This window comes from Dialister sp. i34-0019-2H8 (assembly GCF_042846925.1).
GTDB lineage: Bacteria > Bacillota > Negativicutes > Veillonellales > Dialisteraceae > Dialister.
On record NZ_BAABYQ010000001.1, the window covers coordinates 1,597,226 to 1,621,954 of the forward strand.

Annotated in this window: 26 protein-coding genes and 1 tRNA gene; 3 read left to right on the forward strand and 24 right to left on the reverse strand. The window is 49.6% G+C overall.

Annotated elements, in window-relative coordinates; translation table 11 throughout:
- Window positions 1–26: 26 nt before the first annotated feature.
- The 9 genes from ACGG9R_RS06960 to ACGG9R_RS07000 all read right to left on the reverse strand — a co-directional run bounded on the left by ACGG9R_RS06960 (window position 27) and on the right by ACGG9R_RS07000 (window position 8,984).
- Window positions 27–749 carry an ATP-grasp domain-containing protein gene (locus tag ACGG9R_RS06960; RefSeq protein WP_322350597.1) on the reverse strand — a complete coding sequence of 241 codons (723 nt, stop codon included), beginning with the start codon at window positions 747–749 and terminating at the stop codon, window positions 27–29.
- 359 nt (window positions 750–1,108) lie between these two features.
- Window positions 1,109–1,522 (reverse strand): IS200/IS605 family transposase, encoded by a 414-nt coding sequence (gene tnpA / locus ACGG9R_RS06965; RefSeq protein ID WP_390151400.1) that lies wholly within the window; start codon window positions 1,520–1,522, stop codon window positions 1,109–1,111.
- A 242-nt stretch (window positions 1,523–1,764) separates the two neighbouring features.
- Window positions 1,765–2,556 (reverse strand): undecaprenyl-diphosphate phosphatase, encoded by a 792-nt coding sequence (locus ACGG9R_RS06970; protein ID WP_390153185.1) that lies wholly within the window; start codon window positions 2,554–2,556, stop codon window positions 1,765–1,767.
- Between the two features lie 50 nt (window positions 2,557–2,606).
- Window positions 2,607–3,683, reverse strand: a complete 1,077-nt coding sequence (locus ACGG9R_RS06975; RefSeq protein ID WP_390153187.1) for a hypothetical protein — start codon at window positions 3,681–3,683, stop codon at window positions 2,607–2,609.
- A 256-nt stretch (window positions 3,684–3,939) separates the two neighbouring features.
- A complete protein-coding gene (locus ACGG9R_RS06980) occupies window positions 3,940–5,112 on the reverse strand; it encodes a pyridoxal phosphate-dependent aminotransferase (protein ID WP_390153190.1) in 1,173 nt (390 codons plus the stop codon).
- Between the two features lie 285 nt (window positions 5,113–5,397).
- Window positions 5,398–5,838 (reverse strand): flavodoxin domain-containing protein, encoded by a 441-nt coding sequence (locus tag ACGG9R_RS06985; RefSeq protein ID WP_390153193.1) that lies wholly within the window; start codon window positions 5,836–5,838, stop codon window positions 5,398–5,400.
- Window positions 5,839–6,028: 190 nt separating this feature from the next.
- Window positions 6,029–6,457, reverse strand: coding sequence for a flavodoxin (locus ACGG9R_RS06990; RefSeq protein ID WP_390153196.1), 429 nt, complete (start codon window positions 6,455–6,457; stop codon window positions 6,029–6,031).
- Window positions 6,458–6,619: 162 nt separating this feature from the next.
- Complete coding sequence (locus ACGG9R_RS06995; protein WP_390153199.1) at window positions 6,620–7,306, reverse strand: hypothetical protein; 687 nt, start codon at window positions 7,304–7,306, stop codon at window positions 6,620–6,622.
- Between the two features lies 1 nt (window position 7,307).
- Complete coding sequence (locus ACGG9R_RS07000; protein WP_390153202.1) at window positions 7,308–8,984, reverse strand: glutamine--tRNA ligase/YqeY domain fusion protein; 1,677 nt, start codon at window positions 8,982–8,984, stop codon at window positions 7,308–7,310.
- A 340-nt stretch (window positions 8,985–9,324) separates the two neighbouring features.
- On the opposite strand from ACGG9R_RS07000, the gene ACGG9R_RS07005 reads away from it, so the two are divergent.
- Together ACGG9R_RS07005 and ACGG9R_RS07010 are read left to right on the forward strand one after the other, a co-directional pair.
- Window positions 9,325–9,771, forward strand: coding sequence for a nucleoside deaminase (locus ACGG9R_RS07005; RefSeq protein ID WP_390153205.1), 447 nt, complete (start codon window positions 9,325–9,327; stop codon window positions 9,769–9,771).
- Window positions 9,772–9,780: 9 nt separating this feature from the next.
- Window positions 9,781–9,869, forward strand: a tRNA-Ser gene (locus tag ACGG9R_RS07010).
- Between the two features lie 386 nt (window positions 9,870–10,255).
- On the opposite strand, the gene ACGG9R_RS07015 is transcribed toward ACGG9R_RS07010, so the two are convergent.
- The 4 genes from ACGG9R_RS07015 to ACGG9R_RS07030 form a co-directional block, all read right to left on the reverse strand.
- Entirely contained in the window at window positions 10,256–11,833 is a 1,578-nt protein-coding gene (locus tag ACGG9R_RS07015; RefSeq protein WP_390150229.1) for an IS1182 family transposase, read from the reverse strand.
- Window positions 11,834–11,929: 96 nt separating this feature from the next.
- Complete coding sequence (gene rsmA, locus ACGG9R_RS07020) at window positions 11,930–12,787, reverse strand: 16S rRNA (adenine(1518)-N(6)/adenine(1519)-N(6))-dimethyltransferase RsmA (protein WP_022105729.1); 858 nt, start codon at window positions 12,785–12,787, stop codon at window positions 11,930–11,932.
- Window positions 12,781–13,329: a ribonuclease M5 gene (rnmV, locus tag ACGG9R_RS07025; RefSeq protein WP_390153209.1), complete on the reverse strand. Its 549-nt coding sequence runs from the start codon at window positions 13,327–13,329 to the stop codon at window positions 12,781–12,783. Before rnmV ends, rsmA begins: the two co-directional genes overlap by 7 nt.
- A gap of 1 nt (window position 13,330) precedes the next feature.
- Window positions 13,331–14,011: a response regulator transcription factor gene (locus ACGG9R_RS07030; RefSeq protein ID WP_022105727.1), complete on the reverse strand. Its 681-nt coding sequence runs from the start codon at window positions 14,009–14,011 to the stop codon at window positions 13,331–13,333.
- Between the two features lie 872 nt (window positions 14,012–14,883).
- Here ACGG9R_RS07030 and lgt point away from each other — a divergent pair.
- Window positions 14,884–15,690 (forward strand): prolipoprotein diacylglyceryl transferase, encoded by an 807-nt coding sequence (gene lgt / locus ACGG9R_RS07035; protein WP_390153213.1) that lies wholly within the window; start codon window positions 14,884–14,886, stop codon window positions 15,688–15,690.
- A 415-nt stretch (window positions 15,691–16,105) separates the two neighbouring features.
- On the opposite strand, the gene dapA is transcribed toward lgt, so the two are convergent.
- The 11 genes from dapA to nusB form a co-directional block, all read right to left on the reverse strand.
- On the reverse strand, window positions 16,106–17,014 hold the full coding sequence (gene dapA / locus ACGG9R_RS07040) for a 4-hydroxy-tetrahydrodipicolinate synthase (protein WP_390153216.1): 909 nt from the start codon (window positions 17,012–17,014) through the stop codon (window positions 16,106–16,108).
- Window positions 17,015–17,237: 223 nt separating this feature from the next.
- Window positions 17,238–18,272 carry an aspartate-semialdehyde dehydrogenase gene (locus tag ACGG9R_RS07045; protein WP_390153219.1) on the reverse strand — a complete coding sequence of 345 codons (1,035 nt, stop codon included), beginning with the start codon at window positions 18,270–18,272 and terminating at the stop codon, window positions 17,238–17,240.
- An 11-nt stretch (window positions 18,273–18,283) separates the two neighbouring features.
- Window positions 18,284–19,075: a 4-hydroxy-tetrahydrodipicolinate reductase gene (dapB, locus tag ACGG9R_RS07050; RefSeq protein ID WP_390153222.1), complete on the reverse strand. Its 792-nt coding sequence runs from the start codon at window positions 19,073–19,075 to the stop codon at window positions 18,284–18,286.
- A 362-nt stretch (window positions 19,076–19,437) separates the two neighbouring features.
- Window positions 19,438–19,722 (reverse strand): 50S ribosomal protein L27, encoded by a 285-nt coding sequence (gene rpmA, locus ACGG9R_RS07055; protein WP_022105722.1) that lies wholly within the window; start codon window positions 19,720–19,722, stop codon window positions 19,438–19,440.
- A gap of 5 nt (window positions 19,723–19,727) precedes the next feature.
- Entirely contained in the window at window positions 19,728–20,051 is a 324-nt protein-coding gene (locus ACGG9R_RS07060) for a ribosomal-processing cysteine protease Prp (RefSeq protein WP_055237190.1), read from the reverse strand.
- On the reverse strand, window positions 20,051–20,359 hold the full coding sequence (gene rplU, locus ACGG9R_RS07065; RefSeq protein ID WP_022105720.1) for a 50S ribosomal protein L21: 309 nt from the start codon (window positions 20,357–20,359) through the stop codon (window positions 20,051–20,053). Before rplU ends, ACGG9R_RS07060 begins: the two co-directional genes overlap by 1 nt.
- 278 nt (window positions 20,360–20,637) lie before the next feature.
- Window positions 20,638–21,540, reverse strand: a complete 903-nt coding sequence (locus tag ACGG9R_RS07070; protein ID WP_390153227.1) for an NAD(+)/NADH kinase — start codon at window positions 21,538–21,540, stop codon at window positions 20,638–20,640.
- 20 nt (window positions 21,541–21,560) lie between these two features.
- On the reverse strand, window positions 21,561–22,382 hold the full coding sequence (locus ACGG9R_RS07075) for a TlyA family RNA methyltransferase (RefSeq protein ID WP_390153230.1): 822 nt from the start codon (window positions 22,380–22,382) through the stop codon (window positions 21,561–21,563).
- Between the two features lie 9 nt (window positions 22,383–22,391).
- Window positions 22,392–23,270 carry a polyprenyl synthetase family protein gene (locus tag ACGG9R_RS07080; protein ID WP_390153233.1) on the reverse strand — a complete coding sequence of 293 codons (879 nt, stop codon included), beginning with the start codon at window positions 23,268–23,270 and terminating at the stop codon, window positions 22,392–22,394.
- A 100-nt stretch (window positions 23,271–23,370) separates the two neighbouring features.
- Window positions 23,371–24,321 (reverse strand): glycoprotease, encoded by a 951-nt coding sequence (locus tag ACGG9R_RS07085; RefSeq protein ID WP_390153235.1) that lies wholly within the window; start codon window positions 24,319–24,321, stop codon window positions 23,371–23,373.
- A 2-nt stretch (window positions 24,322–24,323) separates the two neighbouring features.
- Window positions 24,324–24,713 (reverse strand): transcription antitermination factor NusB, encoded by a 390-nt coding sequence (gene nusB, locus ACGG9R_RS07090; RefSeq protein ID WP_022105715.1) that lies wholly within the window; start codon window positions 24,711–24,713, stop codon window positions 24,324–24,326.
- Window positions 24,714–24,729 lie beyond the last annotated feature (16 nt).

Consider the following 24,729-nt stretch of genomic DNA (forward strand, 5'->3'; position numbering starts at 1 on the left):
ACAAAATGATGAGCAGATACGCCAGCTCACACTTTCACATCTTTAGTTAATTCCTGCCAGCGTGCAAGAAGGATCTGCATATAGAGCCTTGATTTCAAGCCAAAGGAAGCGAGCGCATAGCCATCAGATACCTCGACCAGGAGCGTCTTACCTTCATCCGTGATACCAAAGTCCAGCGCATAGCCGGCAGGGGCGGAATGATACGCAGCAACGGCTGCTTTGAGGACGCTGGGATCAGGGAAAATATCCCAGCGTCCTTTATATGGACAAAGACCTACGATCTCTCCCTGAAGTACCCAGAGACGCCATTCGGAGATGAAATTCACACGGCTGCTGCACCAGACATCGATATCTTCCAGTCCCCCGCCCAGCTTGATGAGGTCTTCCGACTTATCGAGCACAGTGCCATGGAATCGCTTCACATCCTCCACCGGTTTGACGAAGACATGCCAGTCTTCCGCATGGCTGGTGATGGTGAAGAGCGTCGATTTCCAGATCTTTCGTCCGACGAAGGGCATCAGCTCATCCGGATAATCCAGTGGCAGCAGCTTCACGCCGAATCTTTCGAGTGCCACCTTCACATCAGAAAATGTTCCCACCACAGGATCCTTCGGATCATTATCGGTCAGAGAATACACCACTTTATAGGGCTTCACAGGGATATCCAGTTCATTTGCTCCCGCATAGGCTGCATAGCAGCTGCGGTCATATAATTCTCCAGTATGTCTGATACGGATATAAGCCTTCATGTACTCCCCTCCTTCTCTCTCTTTTCAGGCAGAAATAGAAACTATTCCTACTACTACAAATTCAATCATACCATGAATGTATTCTTTTTGCCAGTAGGGAACAATGATTTGCATGCCAATCCCCCATCGGCCATTCTCTCGGGCTGAGCCATCGCCGAAAGCGGCTTCTGCGGAGATCCTGCAGTTGGAGGGCTTTGGGAAGGAGCAGCAAGAGGGATAAGTTAGCAACCCCCATTTCAAATGGGGGTTTATTTGGAACCCCTCCGGGGTTTTGTACTGACACCTGCCTATGGCAGGTCTAGCAAATCGTCTTTGTACTTACAGCCGCCTATGGCGGCTCTTTCGCTTATTCGTCTTACTTACTTCTCGAACTTATCGCTTTCTTCTTGCTCTGAAATGTAACGCTTGATAACTTCTTCGTTGATATTCCCGACGGTTTCTACATAATAGCCTCGTGCCCAGAGATGCCGTTCTCCCCATCTGGCTTTTATCCCGGGATGCCGGTCGTATATCATTAACGCACTTTTCCCTTTGATATAGGCTACTACGTCTGATATATTCAACTTCGGCGGTATCCCGAGATACAGATGCACATGATCCACGCATGCAGCTCCCTTGATCAGTTCCACTTTCTTCATCTCGCACAATTTTCGGATGATTTCAACCAAATCTTTCCTCATTTGCCCGTAGAATACTTTCTTGCGATATTTTGGGATGAATACGATATGATATGTGCAATTCCATTTGGTATGAGCTATACTATTGTTGTCCATTTGGACTCCTCCTTTGTTAGCTAAAGTGGTTTGCTAGACCCTCTTTATTCTAACACTGGAGGATTTTTTATACTCTAGGCAAAGCTACGGCTCCACCGGGTCCCCCATCTCAGATGGGGGCTTAATATACGAATACAGTTATGATGAAACGATGTATAAAAGTCCTATGGGACTTGGTTCTTAGGCGGCAAGAAACGATTTCACGCCGCTAAAAAAGCCCCCGCCGAAGCGGGAGCCTTTTTTCACCAGAAGTAAATGAGTGCAACGAGTGCGACAAGGAAACGATAAATGGCAAAGCCGGTCAGTGTCGAAGTATTCAGGAATTTCAGGAACCAAAGAATGGATGCATACGCTACAAAGAAAGCGGTCACAAATCCGACGGCCAGAATGCCGAAGTCACCCATTTCAAGGTACTTGATCGTTTTCAGAAGATCATAGATGCAGGCAAGGAACATCAGAGGAACCGCCATGATGAAGGTGAAGTCTGCTGCCGCTTTTCTGGAGATCCCCAAGAGCAGGCTGCCGGCGATGGTGCTGCCGCTTCGAGAAAACCCCGGCCAAAGAGAGAGGCATTGGAAGAGTCCGATCTTCAGCGCCTGCTTCCATGTGATGTGATCTACATCTGTCACAGAGAAATGCTTATGCATTTTTTCAGCCGCGATCATGAAGATACCGCCCAGCACCAAACCGATGATGACTGTCATAGGACCAAAGAGCGTATTCTTGATAAATCCATGAAAAACAAGCCCCAGAAGGCAGGCCGGAAACATGGCGATGGCCAGATTCAGAAGAGAAGGCCCCTTTGTGCGAAACCAGTGATGGGTATTCAGGATAAAGGTAAATTTTTCTCTGTACACCACGAGAACGGAAAGGATCGCACCGAGCTGGATGAAGACATCGAAGAGATCGGCAAGCGTCCCCTCGAAGCCCAGCATATGCCCGACGATGATCATATGGCCTGTCGATGAAACTGGAATATACTCTGTCAGCCCTTCCACTACGCCGACAATAAATGCGCAAAAATAATCGTACACGATAACACCTCAGATTGCTTGACTACTAAAAATGAGTGCCTGGGGACAGGTCACTTTCTCCGCTGTGGATTCCCGGCGCAGACGATGCCATCCACTTTTTTATTCTTGAAATAGAGGATGAGTACCTCCTTCTGCCCTTGGGAGAAGTACACATAGGCCGTGCGCGGGCTGCCTGTAGAGGTATCCATCTCCAGCTTTTGCGGCGCGCCATAGAGCATTTCCGCGGTCGACTGATCATCGCCCATGGCAAGGCCTCGAGGAGTCAGCATCCGATCATCTGTCAGGAAGAACGCCATGATCCAGTGTTCCTTCTTTGTCATGCGGACGCCATAGCCCTCGTAGTACCAGATTTCCTCTCCGGGATTCATCATCTTCCGTTCCCACTCCATAAAAGAGTAGTCTTTGAAGCGCTGCCCCAAGGAAAGGCCCGCCAAAGAGAAGTCCCCTTTCGGCAAAAAATCATGCCTTTCTTGCGTTTCTGTCTTCTTCTTTTCAGACAAGTAAGACACATGCAATGATTTTACCACGTTCTTATGAATGGTGAAAGAAATTTCTTGATCCCCGGCTTCATAAGTCAGAAGGAAATCCCGCTTTTCCCCATCCCAAAGAAGGCGAAGAGGGCGACCATAGGCACGCAGGACAGCTTCACGTGAGCTTCCCGCGTGAATGCCGCGCAGCGTTTCCAGATCCTTTCTCTCACTTCGATACTCGGCAAGGCCTGTGGGCGGTGCCTTTTTCCCCATGACCTTCCAGGCGCTCTCTTCGGTGACAGCATGGTTCACCCGCGCCGTGAAGTCCTTCCATGTATAGGTATCACTCACACTGCCGCGCGAGATGCCATCCGGCACGCCCATCTTTTGGATGAGAGAAGAAGCGCGATCTCCCAATGCCATACCGTGCAGTATAAAATCATCCCTTGTAAGCGGAGAGGCATCGATGGGAAGAAGCAAGACCTCGGCTGTCTCCTCCTTCGCTGCTTTCCCATGAGACTCCGCTATGGTCTTCTCCGCCGGAACCTCGGCCGATGAAGGAAGAGCCGTTTCACGCATGTTCTGCTCTGCCGCTTCGCATCCTGCAAAGCCGAGAACTCCGAGCAGGAGTGTCAGTAGATATATGCGTAGCTTCATCATTTTCTCCTTTTATCGAAAAGCCATGATCCATGACCGGTCATTCATGGCTGAAACTGCCAACAATCATATTATGCTAGCCCCGCCTCTCATCTGTCAAGCAAAAGAGAGCCTCCACGACGTGGAAGGCCCTCTTTTCAAATGAAGGAAACACCGATTCAATCGTTGTCAGATTTTACTCTTGAATTTTTATGCATAGCGAGGAATCACCTGACGCGAATAGCGAGCTATTTATTGAATCGGCGTTTCCTTGTATTTACGCCTTTTTATATTTCTTTACAAAGCGGGCCATGCGTTTAAGCGCTTCGGCGATATTCTCACGGCTGGCTGCGTAGGAAATGCGAATGTGATTCTTCCCCTGCGGTCCAAAGCAGGTGCCGGGTACGACACCGACTTTTTCTTCCGTAAGAAGCCTGTCGCAGAATTCTTCCTCATCCATCCCTGTACAGCTGATATCCGGGAAAATATAGAAGGCACCCTTCGGTTTGAAGACTGTCAGACCCATATCCACCAGCCCCTGATAGATCATTTCACGGCGGGCCGCATATTCTTCATACATAGCTTTTACATCATCATCGCAGTTTCTGAGTGCTTCGATCGCGCCATACTGGCTGGTCGTGGAAGCGCAGAGGATCTCATACTGATGTACCTTGTAGATCTCCTCGAGTGCTTCCCGCGGAGCACAAACGTAGCCGATACGAAGGCCCGTCATCGCATAAGACTTGGAGAAACCATTCAAGACGATCGTGCGTTCCTGCATGTCAGGCAGCGAAGCGAAGCAGGTATGCTGCCCCTCATACGTCAGATCGCAGTAGATTTCATCCGCGATGACGATGAGATCATGTGCTTTGGCAAAAGCAGCGACCTTTTCCAAAGACGCTCTGTCCATGATCGTTCCGGTCGGATTATTCGGATATCCGATCAGGATGGCCTTCGTCTTTGGCGTGACTTTCTTTTCGAGTTCTTCTACCGTGAGGCGGAATTCATCCTTCGCATAGGTCGGTACCAGGACCGGTACGCCGTGCGCAATAGAAACGCAGGCCGGATACGCCAGGTAGGCAGGATCAGGGATCAGCACTTCGTCTCCCGGATTCAGGAAAGTCGTCATGACAAGGCCGATGGCTTCTGAAACACCGACAGTCACCATAATCTCATCCTTCGGATCATAGGTCAGCCCATAACGCTTTGCAAAAAGCTTGGCGATCTCTTCACGGAGCTCAAGAAGTCCCCAGTTCGACGTATAAGATGTTTCTTTTCTCTTCAGGCTTTCAATGCAGGCATGGATGACCTTATCAGGAGCCGCATAATCCGGCTCACCGACACCCAGAGAGAGCACATCTTTCATAGAACTGGCCAGATCGAAAAATTTACGGATACCGGAAAATGGTACCGCTTTCACATCGCTGGCAAATTTATTGTCCCAATTCATTGGTTATCGTCCTTTCGATTCTTTTGTTTGTTGGTTGTTTGATTCTATGCGTGGAAATAGGTTGAACAGTTTCAACAGGTTTAGAAAGTTCAACGAGGGTATCCGAAGGACTGGGGCTAGGGAAACACTGATTAAATCGCAGAATCAGTGTTTCCCTAGCAGTTTTCCCGTTTCGGAGGTCCAAACATCGCCCGCCTGACCGCGAATGGGAAAGATTTCTCGCTATCGCTCGAAATGACGACACGAGAGTCTGACGTTCTCTAGTCTCCAGTCACTAGTCACCAGTCATTCCTCCGCCTCTGCCACTGCTTTTCCGAGCTCTTCGCAATTTTTGAGTGCTGTCTCATCCGGGTAGCCATACGCAAGGAGCGGATGCGCCGGGAATCTGGCTCCGGCAAAGTGCAGCTCATTGTACCAGGAATTCAGCCATGCGCCGCGGCTCCAGCCACACGAGCCGAAGATGCCCATGATCTTTCCCTTGAGGTAGGGCTTCAGCTTATCACAGAAGGGCTTCATCTGTGCCTCTTCGATAACCTCCACCCCCCAGGCCGAACAGCCCAAAATGATCCGATGGCAGGTGTTGCCGATCTCCACCGGATCCACATCAGATACCGGCGCCAGCAGCACATCAGCTCCTGCCTTTTTAGCACCGACTGCGACAGCCTCTGCCATAGCTTCCGTATTCCCTGTCGCAGAATAAAAAATGATCGCTACTTTCTGTCTCATCTTGACCTCCTCACCGGGGAATGACTGCATCCATCATCCCCACGTCTCATGAGATTATGCGAAAATGTAAGGAAACGCTGATCCAAATAGAAATATGAAGGGAGAGCCTGTCGCCATTCGCAAGAATCTCTCATTGCCCTTCTTCTACAAAAAAAGAGCGCCCCTTGGAACGCCCTTTTTTATATAGTCATTACGCTTTAGCAACGGTTTCGCCAAGAGCTTTGCAAGCTGCCAGTGCATCGTCGTCCGGATAGCTGTAAGCTTTGACCGGTTCAGCAGCGAGTTCGATGCCTTCATCGGTAAAACGCTGTTTCCAGGTTTCGATCCAGTCGCCCTGATTCCAAGCGTAGGAACCGAAAATGCCGACAACTTTACCTTTCAGCTGTGGAAGCAGTTCTGCGAAGAATGGTTCGAATTCATATTCTTCCAGTTCTTCATTACCCATAGCCGGGCAGCCAAGGATGATGTGATCGAAAGCTGCTACATCGGAAGCCGTGGTGTCAGAAACGAAAGAAAGGGTCGTTTCTGCGCCAGCTGCCTTGGCACCTTCTTCTACAGCCTGAGCCATAGCTTCTGTGTTGCCGGAACCGGACCAGTATACGATTGCTACTTTTGCCATTTGGAATTCCTCCTATTACATACCAGTACATCTGAGAAATCTGATGCCGCAATGACATCCATGTTTCCCTGAATTTACTACACTTACATATTAAATGTTTGAGGTCACCTTGTCAATGGTGATGTTGGCGGCAGGGATGCTCCGGAGAATCAACGCTTCCATTCACTCCCACTCTGTCAAGGATGTCCCTCGTTTTGCCAGATCGAGCAGTTTCACCTTTTCAGGGAGTTTTCTCTTCTGCACCATTATCTTTACCGCCGCGGTAAGATCTTTCTGATCCGCATCTGTATTGATGATACCGAGCGTTGTGAAATAACCATCACAGGCAAGGACGATCTGATACGCCTCATGGTATGTGACATCTTTTTCCTTCGTCGTGATGACGACAGAGCCCTCATAGCGAAGATGCTTCTTATCCTTGCTTTTTACCAGAGGTGCTTCGCCTTCAAAAGATGCTCCGGACTCTATCAGCCTTTCATTGAGATCGGCCGCGATGAGATCCAGCTGTGCTTCCGCCGGATCATCCTTATGACTCACCGCTCCGATGCCGAGAAGATAAGACACACCGAGCTTATGCGACATCGCCCAGCCATAGCTGAAATCCGGAGGATCCGCATAGGTCATCGTGTAATATACACTGTCTGTCATCCCGCGCCGCAAAAAGAATCGCTCTGTCCCACCTGCAGACAGGAAGGGCAGTGCATCCTGCGCCCCTTTTTCAAAGGTCACATTCTTTGGCACCGTCATCCGCCCGATGCCTTTGAGATCCAGCTTCTCCGCTGCCAGCGAGGAGATCGGCAGCAGGGCAGCCACGAGAAGCCCGGCGCAAACGCGTTTCCACATCTTCATATCAGCCGTTCTTCTTAGCGAGCTTTGCCCAAGTATCACGCAGACCTACGATGCGGTTGCAGACCAGATGATCCTCGCTGCTGTCCTTGTCGATGATGAAGTAGCCTTTTCGGAGGAACTGGAAGCGATCTCCGACCTTGTACTTTTTGATTTCCGGCTCTGCCTTGCTGTGCTTGATTTCCAGCGAGTGGGTATTCACCTTCTCCATGAAATCGCGGCCATCATCCGTATCATCCGGCGGGATCAGGTAGTCATAGAGGCGAGATTCCACATCGACCGCTGTATCAGCGGCGACCCAGTGGAGGGTCCCCTTCACCTTGCGATCCGCTCCCGGCGTACCGCTTCTTGTGTCAAAGTCGACTGTGCAGTGGATCTCCTCGATATCGCCATGGGCATCCTTGACGACATCCTCACACTTCACGATATAAGCCCCCTTCAGGCGGACTTCCTTGCCTGGTGTCATACGGAAGAATTTCTTCACCGGTGTTTCCATAAAGTCTTCCCGTTCGATATAGAGAGTTCTGCCAAACGGTACCTGACGTTCTCCGGCTGAAGCATCCTCCGGATTGTTCTCCATCGTCATCTCTTCGATCTGTCCTTCCGGATAGTTGGTGAGGACAACCTTCACCGGATCGACGACCACCATGAGGCGAGGAGCTTTCGCCTTCAGGTCTTCACGAATGCAGTATTCCAGCTGCGCGATATCGACAAGATTGTCCGCTTTGGCGACCCCTACCAGCTCACAGAAATGACGCAGCGACTCCGGCGTGTAACCTCGGCGGCGGATCCCGCTGATGGTCGGCATACGCGGATCATCCCATCCGGAAACGAGGCCGGCTTCTACCATCTTGCGGAGCTTTCTCTTGCTCGTGATCATCGTCGTCACGTTGAGGCGGGCAAATTCGATCTGGCGCGGCTTTTCCGGCCCGTCGAATGCCTGCAGGCACCAGTTGTAAAGCGGACGGCGTTCTTCAAACTCCAGCGTACAGATGGAGTGTGTGATCCCTTCGATGGCATCAGAGAGCGGATGTGCAAAGTCATAGAGCGGATAAATGCACCAGGTATCTCCCGTTCTATGATGGGTCGCATGCAGCACACGATAAATGACCGGATCTCTCATGACCATATTCGGCGAAGCCATATCGATCTTGGCGCGAAGCACCTTTTCCCCATCCTTGTACTTGCCTTCCTTCATTTCCTGGAAAAGCTTCAGGTTCTCTTCGACGCTTCTGTTTCTATACGGACTTTCCTTGCCCGGATGCTTCAGATCGCCACGGGTATCATGGATTTCCTCACTCGTCTGGTCATCGACATACGCAAGGCCCATGCGGATCAGCTTGCAGGCGAATTCATACAGCTGCGGAAAATAGTCAGATGCATAATGGACAGGTTCCTTCCAATGGAAGCCGAGCCACTTCACATCCTCCAGAATGGAATTCACATACTCGACCTCTTCCTTTGCCGGGTTCGTATCATCGAAGCGGACATTCGTCTCCCCATGATACTTCTGTCCAATGCCAAAATTGAGACAGATGCTCTTCACATGCCCGATGTGAAGGTATCCATTCGGTTCCGGCGGAAAACGCGTCAGCACCCGATCATTCGCATAGACATGATTTTCAATATCTTTATTGATTTCTGCTTCGATAAAATTCGCAGCTTTTCTTTCTTCTTCCATTCTTCTCCTCCGTTCTGTCATTATACCTTCAAGGTATTTTCACTTTATTTTAGCACAATCCAAGAGAGATAGGAAAGATGAAAATGGGAATTTTGTTGAGACGGCAGGAGGACTTGACCAGTTCTCTAAGCTCTGCGGTCTGAGCAGCTTCCACAGACGTGGTGCGATGCGAAAAAAACAGTAAAACGCAGTCATTTTTATCCCACACTGTAAGCCTCTTGGCATCTGACCGACAACAGGGAAAGCCAAGTATGATAAAATATAAGAGCAGCAGGCATGAATCTCTGCTTAGCCCGCTGAACCTTTTGAATCCGCTGATCCCATTTCTAAAGGAGCCCCCATGACAGACACGGAATACATGCAGATCGCACTTGACGAAGCACAAAAAGCCTATCACGAAGGAGAGATCCCCATCGGTGCCGTCCTCGTCTATAAAGACATCATACTCGCTGCTGACCACAACCGCTGCGAAGCCGCCTTCGACCCCACCAGCCACGCAGAAGTCAACGTCATCCGCGCCGCCTCCCATTTTCTTTCCAAATGGCGTTTGACGGACACGCGGCTTTATGTTACCATAGAGCCATGCCCAATGTGCGCAGGCGCCATTATGAATGCCCGCATCCCGCATCTGATCTACGGTGCAGCCAATCCCCTCTATGGCGGTATTGACTCGTGCTTCCACATCGGAGAGGGTATGGCAAATCACACCTTGGACATCACTTCCGGGATTCTGAAAGAGAAGTGTCAGACACTCATGGACGATTTCTTCACCCATCGCCGGAAGTAATTTCATCATGGAGCAGTATCGAAGTGGTCATAACGAGGCGGACTCGAAATCCGTTAGCCTTTCGAGGCCCGTGGGTTCGAATCCCACCTGCTCCGCCAAGCAAAACGCTCTTTGCCTTTTTCGGGCAAAGAGCGTTTTGCTTGGAAGGATCTCCTCTCCGGTGGTTTCCCCGCATACGCCCCGTCGCCATGCCTCTTCTGCTCCGGCGGGCGATATCCTCCGGCAGGTACACCATATCCGCTTACTCCATCGTATCGCAGCATCAGCTGATGATCGCGTTCTCCGGTCCCATAAAAAGTTCTCAGCCGTCTCCTTTCCAACATGGTTCATGACACATGATCTCCCACGTAAAAAGGAGCTGTGAAGAAATGAAGATTCATTTCTTCATAGCTCCTTCTTTTGTGTCCTTTTCACTCCTGGTAGTAAAAAACAAGAGGAAAAGGGCATACTTCCCCCTTTCCCCCCAAAAATTGGCTTTTTAAAATTAAGCTGCCATATCCATATGTGCCTGTTGCTTCCTATGGTATTTGTACAGGTTGAAGCCAATAGAAACCAAAAACACTTCCATTTTCACTGAATCCATACCTCTTCGGACAATCCGGTCATATTCCCGGTCGTTCTTCATCACTCCGAAAGTACCTTCTGCCTGGATCGCACGGTTCCTCCTTAGCAGAAATCCACGGGTATCTGTCAATCGTCCAATGACTTCAACATGGACCTTTGTAAGTTCACGATTCAGGCTGATCCGTCTGTTATGAGGTGTTTTCTTGCAACGTTCTGCATAAGGACAGCCACTGCAGTCCTCACATTCATAGATTTCTTCCTGACGGCCATATTGGTTGCCTCGAATGTTTTTCCTGTAGACGAATTTGAACTTCTTTCCATTGGGACAGAGCAGCGCTCCATCCACCGTCGTCTTGAAATTGACTGCACGGAATGGGTCCTCGCGATACTTCTTGTTCGTCGTTTCTTTGAAGAACATGGGAAATTTCATACAGGCTTCCATCCCATGTTTGCTGCAGTACAGATAGTTATTAAATGAACCATACCCTGCGTCAGCTACTGGATATTTTGGATATATCTCATGGTGCTCATAAAACTTTTCCAGAAGGGGAACGAAGCAGTCCATATCTGACCTGTACTGGTTTACGTCAAGGACTGCTATGTATTCATCGGCTATGCCAACTTGGACGTTATATGCCGGCAGCAGCTGGTCGTTCCCCATGTAGTCTCTCTTGATCCGCATGAACGTAGCTGAATGATCCGTTTTAGAATAGCTGTTACGATTCTCTCCACAGATACTCAACTTTTCCCCATATTCCTTGATTTTATGCAGATACATTTTTAGCTTTTCGTAATTCCGCTGTTCCGGACTCTTATGGTGCCCTTTGCCATGGACAAATTTTTCCTCGTCCAGGCTCCAGATTTCATGAAGTTTGCTCAGGATGAGCTCCAGATATTCAGGAGCATATTCTGAATTGATCTCGACTTTCAGACCACTACAGCCCAACATTCCATTGATTTCTTCCAGGAGTGCTGAAATTTTGGTATACAGACGGAATCTCGACTTCTCCGTACCTTTTTTCCAGACCCAGGAGTACTTGTTGGCATTGGCTTCGAATTTGGAGCCATCGATATAAAGGTGGTCCAGGTCCACATGTTCTTTGGTGATGATTTCCTGGGTGATTTCATAAAAGAGCGATTCAGCTTGATTCATCAGGACAGTATTGATGAAATATCCGAAAGTCCGATAGGACGGGCGTTTACCGTCCATAAGGTATTTATAGCGGATATTGACTTTGCAATTGTCTTCCAGCTTTCTGAGAGAGATGCATCCTTCATCCATAAACCCGAACAGAACCGTTTTCAACATATTGACGGGATTATATCTGATTCTTCCCAACTTATGAGCAGGGAGTTTGCTCAGATATTTGCGTAAATCGATTTCCTCCATAAATCTGTCAAACGTGAAAACCGGATCTGTGATATCTAGGCACTCAGAAAAAAATGCTGGTAAAATTCCCTGTTTGGGAGTACTATAATACACAGTTAGGTTTTTCATTGCAGTTAAATTCTAACACAAAAAAGGACTTTTGATTCGCAAAAATCGAAAGTCCTTTTTTGTGTTCATGGAGCTATTATTTCACAGCTCCTTTTCTTATTCATGGATCAATTCATACCATGCATCTGCCATGCGACCATACTCTTCCATGGAGAAGGTCTCTCCGCGGCGAGAGCCGTCGATATCCGCTTTTTCGAGGATCGCCTTCACCATATCAGCAGAGATGCCGCCTGCCTTCATGGCATTGGTGAAGACTTTGCGGCGCTGGCCGAAGCCCATCTTAACGAGGCTGAAGAAGAGCTTTCTATCCTTCACCTCGACTGCCGGTCTCTCGCGGCGGCGGATTTTGAGCACCGTCGACGTGACCTGCGGGCGCGGAATGAAGGCGGTCGGCGGGATGTCGATGACACGCTCTGCCGTGCAGTCAAACTGTACCGCAAGTGTCAAAGCGCCATAATCCTTCGATCCGGGCGCAGCCAGGATGCGGTCTGCCACTTCCTTCTGCATCATGAATACGAAGAGAGAAATGGGAAGTCCTGACTGAATGAGCGTCAGAAGGATCGGCGTGGTCACATAATACGGCAGGTTCGCCGCACAGTGCCAGTCCTTTTCTCCCAGAATGGTCTTGAGGTCGGCTTTCAGCACGTCCTCATAGATGATATGAATATTTTTATAATGTTCCAGTGTATGGTCGAGGACGCGCTTCAAGCTCTGATCCAGCTCGAAGGCTGTCACATCCGCGCCGGTCTCCGCGAGTGCCTGCGTCAGAGTGCCGATACCGGCCCCGATCTCCATGACGGGCGTCCCATCGCTGAGTTCAGCAGCCTCTGCGATGGCAGCAACGACATCGGGTCGGATGAGAAAGTTCTGCCCCAGGCGATGCTTCGCGTGGATGCCGAAACGGTTCATCACATACTGGACGACTTTACGATCTGCTAAATTGGCGTCTAACATGTCGGCTCCTTCTGGCATGCTTCCAATGCCTTTTCCCACTCGCTACGAGTAATGCCGAAATGATTCAGCCGTTTCAAAAACTGTTTCCCATTCCCATAGCCGATACCAAGGAGCGCACCGACTCTGGCTCTTTTTTCAGAAGAATCCGGCCTGCCTGTAAGACCTGCCGCAAAAATATCTCCCATGGAAAACTCCTCCGAGTCTTCCTGATATTGGACACGGAGACAAGACAGCGCCTTTCGGATGGACTCGGGCGAAGCGTCTTCTATCCCGACATCATTTTCTGTGGAAGCTTCTGACTTCGGCACGAAGGCGTGAAGCGCCTTCGGGAAAAGACGGGTCAGTCGCTGACGGATGCGTTCTCCCGGACCATCGGGATCCGTCAGGATGATGATGCCCCGCTTTTCATAAGCGAGGCGGATCTGTTCTAATGTTTCGCGACGGATGCCGAAGCCTTCCGTGGCGATCATATCAGCTTCTACGGCATGGCTCACACGAGCGATATCCGATTTACCTTCTACGACAATGACTTGACGGATCATATCAGTCTCTAGCTACGTAGCCGATGCCACGAACGGTATGGATGTATTTCTTGCCGACTTTTTCATCGATCTTGCTGCGCAGATAGCGGACATAAACGTCCACGATATTCGTCTTTCCTGCATAGCCATAGCCCCAGACCTTTTCCAGAATCTCTTCTCTTTTCAGCACGCGGTTTTTATTCTTGGCCAGGAAAAGGAGCAGATCGAATTCTTTCTTTGTGAGATCGACAACTTCATCACTGGCACGTACTTCATGACGTTCCGGATAGATGGAGAGATCACCGATCGTGAAGGCCGGGTCCACGATAATTTTCGGTTCTTCGTGGCGGCGCAGCGCAGAATGGATGCGAGCGATCAGTTCCTTGGTAGCATATGGCTTTGTCATATAATCATCGGCACCGGCATTCAGAGCTTCGACCTTCGCATCGACAGATGTATCGGAAGACAGGTAGATGATCGGCAGAGAGCTGATCTCTCTCACCTTTCCCAGAATCTCATGGCCACCTTTCAGTGGTTCATCCGGATCCAGAAGGATCAGGTCCACCTGACGCTGACCTGCCAGATCAACAGCCGCCTCTCCCGTATTATCAATGAGGCAGCTGAAGCCTTCCTCTTCCAGCTTGAGCTGCATAAAACGGCTGACACTCGGATCATGTTCGATGATTAATACACAGTTTCTCATTATGAAGTTCCTCCCATAGCAAGTAAAAAGAAAAAGGAAATCCAATCGCACAGCTTTGTTATTATTTTTAGTGGGGTATTGTTATTATTATTGAACCCGCAGCTATGCAAAAGTAAATAGTCATTAGAAGTTATTTTCCTTATATGAGTATAATACCATAGCTTTCTAGGATTTCAAGTCCTTTCTTTCAAAAAAACGATAAAATTATTAGTTTTTAAGTACTTTTGAAATTTTCAATTCCATGATATTATTCCATTTTATTTGAGAATAGATCCTAACTATAGCATATTTTACTTGGTTTTTACTGATATTTATGAATTTTCCTGATTCTCATTTACCGCATTAGTCCTCTATGAGGAAATCGAATTTTCTATACGTTTACCCATACCCCCTATATGTATAAATTTTTTCTATTATTAGTTGGGTTTTAGCTCAATATGAAAATATCCGGTATTTTATGAGACTCTATTTCACAGAAAAAAGTTTTTCAAAAGGTTGCCATTCCGTTTGGGCATACTTTACGGCTGTTGTATAATAAAAAGAATATAAAGGTGTGAGGGTTCGGGGCTAGCCCACGAGGCGTGCTCCCCTTTGCTTGTTTGAGAAAAAGGTTCAACAGGTTCAATGGGTTCAACGGACGATGTGGCGGCTTCGCCGAGATCCTTCGACTCAGATCTCATCAGTTCTGGCTGAGGCTATCCGAATAAACGTCGTTTCCCTCCGCTCAGGATGACGAAAACGGAGCGATGCCCGAAAGTCGTATTCAAGGCACCAGTCACTAGTCACTCATCCCTAATCCCCAGCTACTAGTCACCAGCTACTAGTCACCAGCTACTAGTCACCAGCTACTCATAAAAAAAGGAGCAAGTTTCATGCATCAATATGTCACTTTCATCGGTGGATTTCCGATCCGTTTTTATGGGATCTTTTTTTCTCTGGGCATCATCTTCGGCTGCATCATGGCCTACTACCTTTTGAAGAAGGACGGCCGCGGCTGGCATGAACATGTCTTTGATCTCGGCATCACCATCGCCTTTGTCGGCATCATTGGCGGACGTCTCTGGGATGTCTTCTTCTTTGACTGGGACTATTACCATGATCATCTGCTTGAGATCCCCTACGTGTGGCAGGGCGGCATGGCCATCCAGGGAGGCGTCATCTTTGCCTGCGTGGCTGCCTATTTCTATCTCAGAAAGCACAAGATACCAGTCCTGCCCTTTGCGGATACCGTGACGCCCGCCATCATTTTCGGACAGGCCATCGGACGTATCGCAAACTTCATGAATGGTGATGCCTTCGGTCATCCGACGGGCGCTAATTTCGGGATTCTGTATCCTGATACCACACTTGCCTACCGCACCTACGGCGCACAGCCTCTCTGGCCTGCCGAGGTCTGGGAGTGTCAGGGCGATCTCATCATTCTGGGACTGCTCCTGTGGTATGCCTGCTTCAAGCATGCCCGCGGTACGACCTTCTGTCTCTACATCATGCTCTACTCACTGCTTCGCTTCTTTTTGGAATTCTTCCGCGGTGACTATGGCAGTCTGGCCTTCGGTCTCAAGAGCGCGCAGCTTACAAGTCTGACGTCCTTCACCTGCGCTCTTCTCGTCTTTATTTTCTTCTCTGTCAAATATCGTGCTGATACGAAAGTGGAAGAAAGCCCCGGAAATCCCACTTGAAGACGAAAAGGCTAAAAAGGCTTTCTACGCCTTTTTAGCCTTTTCGTTTCCAAGTCCTTGGCTCTCCTTTCTGCCCAGCATACCAAAAGTCGATGTGAAATAACGATCATCTCATTTTCGCGTTCCATCTGCCGCGGGGGACTTGCAGCTCTCATAGGAGTGACGGGGAAACCTTATCTCGGCTGTCTTTCATACCATGTCTGCCCTATCCGCCCCTTTCGGGCACCTTCCCCTAGAGGGGAAGGCTGCGATACGAGAATACCATCTTCTAAAAAAAGGCGGCGAAGCCGCCACGAGAGCCCTGAACCTTGAATCCTGAGCCAAATGAAAGCAAAGTAAAAAGGGGCAGTGAAGAAATGAGGATTCATTTCTTCACTGCCCCTTTTGGCATGCACTATTTCACGAAGCTGCTCTCTTACAGCAGACCGCCGTAATTTTCAAGCATCTGACGTACCTTTGCCTTTTCTGCTTCAGTCGGTTCGACCATCGGCAGACGGAAATGTCCGCCAGGCTGGCCGACCAGATTCGTAGCCGTTTTGACAGGAGTCGGGCTTGCCGTGAAGAACATGCCTTTGTTGATCTCATACATCTTGAGGTGCAGCTCTCTGGCTTTTTCAAGATCGCCTTTTTCGAAAGCATCCACCATAGCGAGCATGTCATCCCCGATGACATGTGCGGAAACGGAAATGATACCTACGCCGCCGGCAAGAAGAACAGGCAATGTGAATGCATCATCACCGCTGTAGATCATGAAGTCTTCCGGAAGAAGCGCTTTTTCCTTGGTGACCTGATCCCAGCTTCCGGTTGCATCTTTGATGCCGACGACATTCGGGCATTCATCCACGATTCTCTTGATGGTTTCCGGCTGGATAGACACGCCAGTTCTGCCCGGTACGTTGTAAAGAACGAGCGGCAGATCTACGCCTTTAGCGACAGCCGTGAAGTGCTGGTACATCCCTTCCTGGTTCGGTTTGACATAGAAAGGAACGATCATCAGCGCGCAGTCAATGCCCGTTTCCTTGGCTTTGTTGCCGAATGCAATGGTATCTGCAGTGCTGATGGTACCGATATTGCCCATGACAGGCACTTTCTTGCCTTTCGCACGTTTTCCGACAGCATCTACGATAAGGGTATACAGTTTCAGCTTTTCTTCTGCAGTCATGGTAGCACCTTCGCCGGTGGTCCCACCGACAAGGAGGCCCTCAGAGCCATGAGCGACAAGATGCTTTGCGAGTGCGACAGCACTTTCGTAGTCGACAGCACCGTCTTCTGTGAATGGAGTGATCATAGCCGTAATGACGCGGCCAAACTGAGCAGTTGCCATAGTTATATCTCCTTTGGATCTTTATCTTTGAACTAGGGATTAGTGGCTAGGGATTAGGGATTAGAAGTGACTGGTGACTAGTGACTTCAATGCCACTTTCGGGCATCGCCCCATATATATTCGCGGCGAAGCCGCCACCTTCATTCCTCATTCGAGCAAAGCTTTCATTCACAATCAAGGGACAGAACGTCCCCGGGGCTAACCCTGAACCCATCAACCATTTTTATAACATATCATGCGCTATCATATATTCTGCGATCTGCAGGGTATTGAGCGCTGCGCCTTTTCTGATCTGATCGCCGGACACCCAGAGGTTGATGCCATTCGGATTCACGAGATCCTTGCGGATACGACCGACAGCTACATCTGTTTTATCAGAGGTATCAAGAGGCATCGGGTAGATCATATTCTTTACGTCATCGACCAGTTCAGCGCCCTCGAAGTCTTCGATCGCTTTCTTCACCTGTTCGACGGTGAGCGGCTCTTCGGTTTCTACATAGATAGACTCCGCATGGCTTCTTGCGACCGGCACACGAACAGCGGTCGGGGTGATGCCGATCTCCGCATCATGCATGATCTTATGAGTTTCATTCACCATCTTCATTTCTTCCTTGGTGTAGTCATTATCAAGGAAGATATCGATCTGCGGGATCAGATTGTATGCGATCTGGTAATGTTTCGGAAGGCTGGCCGACGGAAGGATCTTCGGTTCATAATTCTCGCCTTTAGCAAAAGCGGCAGCTTCTTCATAGAGCTCATCGATGCCTTCTTTGCCCGCACCGGATACCGCCTGATAGGTGCTGACGACGATGCGTTTGATGCGGGAAAGGTCATAAATCGGCTTCAGTGCCATCAGCATGATGATGGTGGAGCAGTTCGGATTTGCGATGATGCCTTTGTGCTTTGCAATATCCTCCGGATTGATCTCCGGAATGACGAGCGGTACTTCCGGATCCATGCGGAAGGTGGAGGAGTTGTCAATGACTACAGCACCGCGTTTGGCTGCTTCCGGTGCCAGCGTCTTGCTGATGCTGCCGCCTGCAAAAAGAGCCACATCAATGTTTTCAAAAGATTCGGGCTTGGCTTCCTCTACCGTATATTCCTTGCCGCAGACCATGAGCTTCTTGCCTGCACTGCGTTTGGAGGCCAGAAGCTTCAGGGAAGCGAACTGGAAATTTCTTTCTTCAAACAGACGGATAAATTCCTGTCCGACGGCACCAGTAGCACCAAGGACGGCGACGCGCGGGAGTTTACTCATAGTCAAGCACCTCATTCCAAATAATTTTCAAGTCCATAAACAAAGCCTTTGACCGTCATGCACTTTTTGCAGGCAAGCATGACGCCAGGCATAAAGGATTTGCGATCCAGAGAATCATGACGCAGTGTCAGGATCTCCCCATAACCGCCAAAGAGGACTTCCTGATGTGCCACATAGCCGGGGAGGCGGACAGAGTGAATGGTGATTCCTTCGTATTTGCCGCCGCGAACGCCAGACAGGCTTTCCTTTGTTTCATCCGCTTCCGGTTCCATGGTGCGGGCAGCTGCCATTTTTTCGGCAGTCAGCTTCGCTGTGCCGGAAGGAGCATCATATTTATGATTGTGATGGAGCTCGATGATTTCTGCATTCGGCATGTATTTGGAAATCTCAGCCGATACCTTCATCAGAAGGACAGCGCCCAGAGAGAAATTCGGCGCAACAAGTCCATTGGCGCCTGTCTTTTGGGCAATGCCAGCGAGTTCCTCTCTCTGCTTCGCCGTGAGACCGGTCGTTCCGATGACAATATTGACCCCATTTTCAAGGACATACTTTGCATTTTCATAAATGACCTTCGGGCTGGTGAAATCAACGATCACATCCGGCTTGCCCTTGGCAAATGCTTCTTCCAGCGTCTTGTCAATGGTCATCCCATTGTGTCCGATACCGATCACTTCTCCCAGATCTTTGCCAGCTGCACCGATATCGACGCCGCCGCAAAGCTCCAGACCATCTTCTGCAAGGACTGAGCGGACGACCTCGCTGCCCATGCGTCCTGCAGCCCCATTCACTAATACACGAATCATTCTGACTCCTCCTTTATCGCAAGTGAGGACACAGTCCCCCACCGCTTTTGAATAAACTTAAGTCAATGGTAGTATAAAAATGAAAATGCGTCAATAGGTGAATTTCGATAGTTACATCATTTGATGAGATCTGAGTATCTTGGAAAGAAGGACCGTGAATCAGAGACCATGTGCAGCGGATTCGAAGGCTTCAAAGGTCCGCTGGACCTTTTGGCAGCTTCGCTGCGCTCATCAAAAGGAGCGCTTGCTTCCTTGCCGCGTCTTTCCTAGTGAGCTTCATAAGCCCATAGCCACTGTTTCGCTCCTGATTTTTCAAAATAAAAAAAGCCGTACTCTTTCGAGTACAGCTCTTTATGTTTAGATTATTCACCTACAGGATAAACGCTGACCTGTCTCTTATCTCTGCCGAGACGTTCGAAAGCAACTCTGCCTTCTGCGACTGCAAAGAGCGTATCGTCCTTGCCAATCTTAACGTTCAGACCCGGATGGAGATGGGTGCCTCTCTGGCGAACGATGATGTTGCCAGGTTTAGCGATCTGACCTGCGTGCATTTTGGTTCCCAGACGCTGCGCATTGGAGTCGCGGCCGTTCTTTGTGCTGGAAACACCTTTTTTATGAGCGAATAACTGAAGATCAAACAGTAACATGTAATTCACCCCTTTGCCGTTATAATTTTAAGTTTATCAGGATACTGCTCCTGAATGGCTTCCAAACCATGAACCATGGTTTCTATCAGAATCTGGCTCTTTTCATTCGCATGCGACTGAAGATCCACATTCATGAAGCCGGATTTCGAATCAAAAGTCCCATCCATCTGCAGAATATCCTGCAATCCGGCAGCAATCGTCAGTGTGATCGCTGACACCGCTGCACAGATGAGATCGTACTCATTATCTTCCCTCGCTCCATCGGCATGGCCGGTAATGGTAAATCCCTGATAGAGCCCTTCGACTAAATGTAGTCTTGCGGTAATCATTAGCCTTCGATCTTTTCGATCTGAACCTTGGTGAAAGGCTGACGATGACCCTGGCGACGACGGTAGTTGGACTTAGCTTTGTATTTGAAAATACGAATCTTAGCGCCTTTACCCTGTTCCAGAACCTTGCCAGTAACCTTTGCGCCTGCAACGGTTGGCTGACCGATCTTTACGCTGTCGCCGGATACGAGAAGAACTTCATCAAAAGCTACTTCTGCGCCTGCTTCAACGTCCAGTTTTTCAATGGTAATGACTTTGCCTTCTTCAACGCAGTACTGTTTACCACCGGTTTTGATAATTGCGTACATGTGTGCACCTCCTCTTTACTATACTCGCCGAATATGGCAGCTTACGAAAGCATTTACGGAGCCGTCTCCGTGCGGTTGCGTCATGGCACCTTGTACAATGACTTAATTATTTTAGCAGAAATAAAAATAGATGTCAAATATTTTTTTGACATCTATTTGGGAAATTGGGGTCAGGGTTAGCCCGTGGGGCGTGCTGCCCTGTGATTGTTTGCGAAAGAGGTTCAGCAGGTTCTATAGGTTCAGCGGGGTAGTCCATGGGGCTAATCCCGAGCCCTTTTCTACACCGTCTCATAAATCTTCCTCACCAGCTTCTTGGTGATCGTCCCGAAGAAATCCTGGTCGGCAAAGCGAATAAAACGGATCGGCTTATTGGCTCCTTTGATGAAAAGCCGGTCTGTCGTCTTGAAAGGACAGGATTCGCTGCCATCGAGCGAAATACAGAGATTCTTCTCCCGCGGCGGAGCAGTGACTTCTACAGTATCACTGCATTTCAAGACGATGGCGAAGCGCTGCAGCGTATGCGCGCAGATAGGGATCACGATCATACGGTCATCGCCAGGCCCCATGACCGGACCGCCGCAGGAAAGAGCGTAACCGGTAGACCCGGTCGGCGAAGAAACGATGAGTCCGTCAGAAGCATATTCCTGGATCAGATGCCCGTTGACGGAAAGATTCAGCCGTGCCAGCTGCCCGATCTCGTTATGCCCGATGACGACATCATTCAGCACGCTGGTCAGCCATTCCTGACTGCCATCCTCATGCTTCAGGATAGAGTCTAAAAACAGGCGCGACTCTTCGGTATAATGCCGCGCAAGGATCTGGTCCAGACGCAGCGCAGCATCTTCGACGGTGATGCTGTTCAGAAATCCCAGCTCACCCAAGTGGATCCCTGCCATCAGGATGGGATAGTCCCGAAACGTACGCGCCGCTCCCAGGAAGGAGCCGTCGCCACCGATGGAGAGCAGGCAGTCACAATTTCCCAGCTCATCGATGCTGCCATAAGAAGCCCCCTTGATACCGCCCGCTTCCAGTCCTTCTTTCATAGAAAGCGGCAGCAGTGCGCTCGACTTTCTTTCTTCTATCATCCCAAGAAGCTCGGGCAGAAAGGTAAAGAGCTTCTCTTTTCCCAAATTCGGAAAAATGGCAAATCGCAATGAAATCACCGCCTCGTCTATGATCATTATAATGTATGGTTCTACACCTATTTTTTCAAAGTCTCATGTGCCTCTTCGACCACCTGACGGATCCGTTCTTCACTGATTGCTTCCTGTGGCTTTTTCCACTTCAGATAGGCTAGAAACTCAATATTCCCTGAGCCGCCTTTGATGGGCGAAAACGTCAGATCCCAGCAGTGGAATCCTTCTTTTTCGAAAGCAGTGAGAGTATCCGAAATGACCTCTTCATGGATGTCTTTTTCTCTCACGATGCCGCCTTTTCCCACCTTGTCCCTGCCGGCTTCAAACTGCGGCTTGATCAGGATCGCCATCGCACCATCCTCCTTCAAGATGGATCTTACCGCCGGAATGATCTTCAGAACGGATATGAAAGATACATCTGTCGAAACGAGATCGACCTTTTCTCCCAGCATCTCTTCTGTCACGACTTTGATGTTCGTCTTTTCCATATTGACGACCTGCGGATGAGAGCGGAGCTTCCAGTCGAGCTGATTGGTCCCGACATCGATAGCAAAGACCTTCGCCGCACCATTCTGCAGTGCACAGTCGGTGAAGCCGCCGGTAGAGGCACCGATGTCCGCCATGACCTTTCCCTTCATGTCGATGCCGAATGTCTTGATCGCTTTCTCCAGCTTGTAGCCGCCGCGACCCACATACGGCATTACATGTCCTTTGATCCGGAGCTTTGCATCCACAGGAATCTTCGTCCCCGCTTTATCGACAGGCACATCATTGACAAGGATGATGCCTGCCATGATATGCCGTTTCGCATTCTCCCGGCTGTCGAAAAAGCCCTGCTCTACGAGCATGACATCCAGCCGTTCTTTCTTGACCTTCTGATTTCCCATATATTTCCTCTACTTCGTGCGTACCAGCAGCATGTCCACAAGTTCTGTGAGAAGGCTTGTATCCCGATCGACCCTTCCCAGTATCTCTTTGGCATGCCTTGCTTCTTCTTCTGCGAGTGCCTTTGTCCGCTCCTTGCCAAGAAGGCTTACGTAGGTGGACTTATGATCTGCTGCATCCTGATGCGGCATTTTCCCCATCTCATCCAGATGCCCATTCACATCAAGAAGGTCATCCGTCATCTGGAAAAGCAGTCCCACATGGACAGCAAATGCATGCAGAAGGTTCTTTTCTTCTTCACTGCTCTCTGTCATTGCCAGTGCCATATCCACCGGTGCCGTCAAAAGGCATCCTGTCTTGCAATGGTCCATGAGCTGTAATTCCGGAAGAGTCAGCGTCCGGCCTTCGCTCTCGATATCATGCGCCTGTCCGCCCACCATGCCTTCGGGGCCAGCAGCCTTGGCCAGGATGGAGATCAATTCACAGCGGAGCGCAGGCGCGATTTGCTGCTCGCCTGCCAAAAGCTCAAAGGCAAAGGTCAGAAGCCCATCCCCTGCCATGGTCGCCATGCCTGCCCCAAAGACCTTGTGATTCGTGGGGCGGCCGCGGCGGTAGTCATCATTATCCATGGCCGGAAGGTCGTCATGGATGAGGGAATACGTATGCACGCATTCCAGCGCACAGGCAATATCCAGATACAGTCGCGCATCTTTTCCCCAAAGTTCCAGGATCAGAAGAAACAGAAAGGGACGGATACGCTTCCCCCCAGCCGAAAGGCTGTAGTTCATGGCATCAAACAATTTTTGATGAGCGCTCAGGTCAGAGACCAGCAGCGTCTCAAGTCTTTCGTTGATTTCCTTCTGTTTTGCGAGCAAAACATCTTTCAGCATGGGTGGCTCCTTTCTGGATCATTGCATATGTGCTTTTTTAAATTCATAAATGGTGGCAGCTTCCCCGCAAATATCACGGATGATGCCCGAAAGTGACCTTTCAGTCACCCGTCACGCCCAAGCGATCTTCCATATACGCGCCAAACGCATTGCCCGTCGCATTGTCACTGCTATAGCGTGGATCGGCGAAGAGCGGCGTGAGACCGACAGCTTGGCAAATCTCTTCGACCCTTGCCCGAAGATAGCGGTTTGCCATGACCCCGCCTACTGCGATGAAGGGATGGCCCTTTTCGAAAGGATAGCCGCTGAGCTCCTTTTCGAGAGCACGCCCTATGTGGATGAGGACTCCTTTGGCGATGTCTTCCTTTCGATAAGCGAGCGACGCTATATCACGCTGGACGCGTGTTTCGGGACCGGAAAAGCTGAACGCCCCTTTCACGGACGAGCGGGGGATCCGATACGTATCATTTCCCTGTTCTGCCAGCGCTTCCAGCCATTTCCCGCAGGGGAATGGAAGTCCCAAAGCCACGCCCACGCGGTCAATGAACTGTCCTGCCGTAATGTCTTTGGACGTCAGGAGCTCATGGATCTCCATACCCTCTTCCTGCCATTGACAGGAGAGCACATCCTGTGTGCCGCCGGACATATGCATCATATAAAATGGCTTCCCCCAAAGAGCAGGCGCCTCTCGGATCGCTGCCATCGCATGATTTTCCTGATGGCTAAATACATAAAGAGGTATGTGATGCGAAGAGGACAGCGCCTCAGCCATACCCCGACCAACAAGAAAGGCGGGCATGTATGAATCTGCCCGCCTCCGTGGAAATCCTGAAACGCCTATGCCCTTCAGATCCTGCAGCAAAGGAGAAAGCCTTCGAAGCAGGACGGGAAGATTCTTCACATGCTGGAAAACCATCTCTGACTGAGACAGTCCCCGCCGCCCTTCCTTCACTGAAAGGACGATCCGTTCTTCCCCCATCAGCCCCTTGGAAGAATCATAAACCGCTGCCGATGTCGTATAGCAGCTGGTATCTATTCCAAGAAACCTCATGATTATTCACCTTGTAATGCCTTATCCAGAAGTCCATTGATGAATCGATAGGACCCTTCACCGCCATATGTCTTGGCAAGCTCTATCGCTTCATTGATAATGACCTTCTTATCCGGGCGGTCTTCCCCGGAATGATAAAACTCAGCGACAGCCAGACGGAGAATATTCTTATCCACCACATTGAGCTGCGTGAGCGACCAGTTCTTTTTCAAATATGCCTTGATTTTATCATCGACATCTTCATGAGCTGCCGCTTCGATCAAAGCATCTGCAAAAGCCTTGTCCTTCTCTTCCAAATGAAGCGTCTCTTCCTCGATCGGCTCTGACTCCGGATTGAGCTCTCTGGAGTACAGCACCTTGAGTGCATATTCTCTTGCGCTTGTTCTACTCATGTCAGCCTCTCTCTAT

Coding starts and splice junctions, on each gene's coding strand:
- ACGG9R_RS07085 (WP_390153235.1), bottom strand. CDS start 24,321: ATGAGGTTTCTTGGAATAGATACCAGCTGCTATACGACATCGGCAGCG.
- ACGG9R_RS06990 (WP_390153196.1), bottom strand. CDS start 6,457: ATGGCAAAAGTAGCAATCGTATACTGGTCCGGTTCCGGCAACACAGAA.
- ACGG9R_RS07070 (WP_390153227.1), bottom strand. CDS start 21,540: ATGATCATAGACGAGGCGGTGATTTCATTGCGATTTGCCATTTTTCCG.
- ACGG9R_RS06960 (WP_322350597.1), bottom strand. CDS start 749: ATGAAGGCTTATATCCGTATCAGACATACTGGAGAATTATATGACCGC.
- ACGG9R_RS07080 (WP_390153233.1), bottom strand. CDS start 23,270: ATGCTGAAAGATGTTTTGCTCGCAAAACAGAAGGAAATCAACGAAAGA.
- ACGG9R_RS07045 (WP_390153219.1), bottom strand. CDS start 18,272: ATGAGTAAACTCCCGCGCGTCGCCGTCCTTGGTGCTACTGGTGCCGTC.
- rpmA (WP_022105722.1), bottom strand. CDS start 19,722: ATGTTACTGTTTGATCTTCAGTTATTCGCTCATAAAAAAGGTGTTTCC.
- dapB (WP_390153222.1), bottom strand. CDS start 19,075: ATGATTCGTGTATTAGTGAATGGGGCTGCAGGACGCATGGGCAGCGAG.
- rsmA (WP_022105729.1), bottom strand. CDS start 12,787: ATGTTAGACGCCAATTTAGCAGATCGTAAAGTCGTCCAGTATGTGATG.
- ACGG9R_RS07060 (WP_055237190.1), bottom strand. CDS start 20,051: ATGATTACCGCAAGACTACATTTAGTCGAAGGGCTCTATCAGGGATTT.
- ACGG9R_RS07000 (WP_390153202.1), bottom strand. CDS start 8,984: ATGGAAGAAGAAAGAAAAGCTGCGAATTTTATCGAAGCAGAAATCAAT.
- lgt (WP_390153213.1), top strand. CDS start 14,884: ATGCATCAATATGTCACTTTCATCGGTGGATTTCCGATCCGTTTTTAT.
- ACGG9R_RS06975 (WP_390153187.1), bottom strand. CDS start 3,683: ATGAAGCTACGCATATATCTACTGACACTCCTGCTCGGAGTTCTCGGC.
- ACGG9R_RS07015 (WP_390150229.1), bottom strand. CDS start 11,833: ATGAAAAACCTAACTGTGTATTATAGTACTCCCAAACAGGGAATTTTA.
- ACGG9R_RS07005 (WP_390153205.1), top strand. CDS start 9,325: ATGACAGACACGGAATACATGCAGATCGCACTTGACGAAGCACAAAAA.
- ACGG9R_RS07075 (WP_390153230.1), bottom strand. CDS start 22,382: ATGGGAAATCAGAAGGTCAAGAAAGAACGGCTGGATGTCATGCTCGTA.
- rnmV (WP_390153209.1), bottom strand. CDS start 13,329: ATGATCCGTCAAGTCATTGTCGTAGAAGGTAAATCGGATATCGCTCGT.
- tnpA (WP_390151400.1), bottom strand. CDS start 1,522: ATGGACAACAATAGTATAGCTCATACCAAATGGAATTGCACATATCAT.
- rplU (WP_022105720.1), bottom strand. CDS start 20,359: ATGTACGCAATTATCAAAACCGGTGGTAAACAGTACTGCGTTGAAGAA.
- dapA (WP_390153216.1), bottom strand. CDS start 17,014: ATGGCAACTGCTCAGTTTGGCCGCGTCATTACGGCTATGATCACTCCA.
- nusB (WP_022105715.1), bottom strand. CDS start 24,713: ATGAGTAGAACAAGCGCAAGAGAATATGCACTCAAGGTGCTGTACTCC.
- ACGG9R_RS06980 (WP_390153190.1), bottom strand. CDS start 5,112: ATGAATTGGGACAATAAATTTGCCAGCGATGTGAAAGCGGTACCATTT.
- ACGG9R_RS06985 (WP_390153193.1), bottom strand. CDS start 5,838: ATGAGACAGAAAGTAGCGATCATTTTTTATTCTGCGACAGGGAATACG.
- ACGG9R_RS07030 (WP_022105727.1), bottom strand. CDS start 14,011: ATGAGAAACTGTGTATTAATCATCGAACATGATCCGAGTGTCAGCCGT.
- ACGG9R_RS06995 (WP_390153199.1), bottom strand. CDS start 7,306: ATGAAGATGTGGAAACGCGTTTGCGCCGGGCTTCTCGTGGCTGCCCTG.